The following is a 1,421-nucleotide window of genomic DNA, read 5'->3' as shown; positions in this document are numbered from 1 at the left end:
GCTTGTGGACGTCACGGCGGTGCAAGGTGATCCGCTCGCGCATAAGCCTGAGCCCCCTGTTGTCGGCGCGAATGCGTTCGGCGGCCGCTTCGAATTCGTAGGCCCGGGCCAGCAGCGGCGCCAGGGAGAAGCCAAACGCTTCCTCTATCTCCCCTCCTCTGCCCTTGCGGGCGTAACGCTTGCCGTTCGGGCTATCCCGACGGATGATCAGCCCACAGTCCACAAGAGCTGCCAGGTGCCGCCTGAGCGTGGCATCGGGCATCCCGTGCGCCCTGAGCGACAGGTGAGCGTTCGAGGGAAAGACGATGAGGTGGCTTTCGTCACTCAGCTCACTGTCAGGATAGAAAGACAGCAACGCATTCAGGACCGCCAGGGCACGATCGCCGATGCCGACGATGCTCTTGCCCTCGCAGAGGTTGCGGTAGATCTGCCACTTGTCGACGACCCTGCCCTTGGGGATTTCACGTGACTCGTTCTGCGCTGCCAGCAGGGCAAGCGACATCGGCCGCCGCCCAAAGGGCGTCGTTGCAATACCTGTCTCCATTTCTTCCTTCGCCTTCAATTAGGCAAAAGAAACCTGCTCGCCAAAACGACGCCAATGACTCTTGACAGTGATTCGGGGAAATGCGATTCTCAGCTTGCTTAAGGATGAGAAGGGCTTCCGCGACGGTGACGTTCGGGGGCCTTTTTCTTTTGCGGTTTCAGTCTCCCGTTGCTTCCTTGGTGGACATCCGGAACGCCACATAGAGCTCATCCAGTTGTCCGGTGATGAACTCAGCGAAACGCGACCCGTCAGCGGCCTCGAGGGTGACGATGGCCTTTTTCGCGGACTTCTTCAGGGTAACGCTAACTGATCTATCCGTCGGCGCCCAAGATTTGATCGGCTCTCTCCGAGTGGGTGCAGGAACCTTGCCTGGGGATTTTCCCGCCAAATGTTGGGCCAGCATTTCCAATCGCTCATCGCTTGTGGCTGCTTTGAAATCGTCGGAGGCCATCAGCCCCTTGACGGCAACTGCCCCCTCCCTGAGTTTTTTGGCAAGATCGTACCAACGGTCGCGGCCGCTGTTTTTGGCGGCGCCGATGGCGGTGATGATTTCAGGCGGAATGTCCTTAGTGACAGAAATCATCTTCGAGACAACGGTTTTATCGACCGATAACGCTGCCATGATGATTTCGCGGTCGTAGCCTTTGCGCTCGAGGTTGCCAGCAAAGACGGCCTTCTCAATGAATGAGAGATCCGCTCGGGCGCTGTTTTCCTGCCCTTGGGCTATTACATGGTCCCTATCGTCCAGTTCCTTAACGACCGCCTTCACCGGTCTCCCGAGCACCTTAGCCGCCCGCGCGCGTCGGTGGCCGAATACAGTCATGTAGTGGCCGATCACGCTGGGATGTGGACGCACTAGGATTGGGCTATCCTGCCC

Annotated in this window: 2 protein-coding genes; both read right to left on the bottom strand. The window is 58.7% G+C overall.

The window, feature by feature from the left end; translation table 11 throughout:
- Window positions 1–544 (bottom strand): plasmid replication protein RepC (gene repC, locus EOA32_RS37160; RefSeq protein ID WP_281015318.1); only part of this gene is annotated, 544 nt, incomplete at its 3' end.
- 157 nt (window positions 545–701) lie between these two features.
- Window positions 702–1,421, bottom strand: a 720-nt coding sequence (repB, locus tag EOA32_RS37155; RefSeq protein WP_128374307.1) for a plasmid partitioning protein RepB, incomplete at its 5' end; no start/stop codon positions are given.

It is taken from the genome of Mesorhizobium sp. M1A.F.Ca.ET.072.01.1.1, from assembly GCF_004023325.1.
Taxonomy (GTDB): Bacteria; Pseudomonadota; Alphaproteobacteria; order Rhizobiales; family Rhizobiaceae; genus Mesorhizobium.
This window is presented reverse-complemented; position numbering and strand designations above follow the sequence as displayed.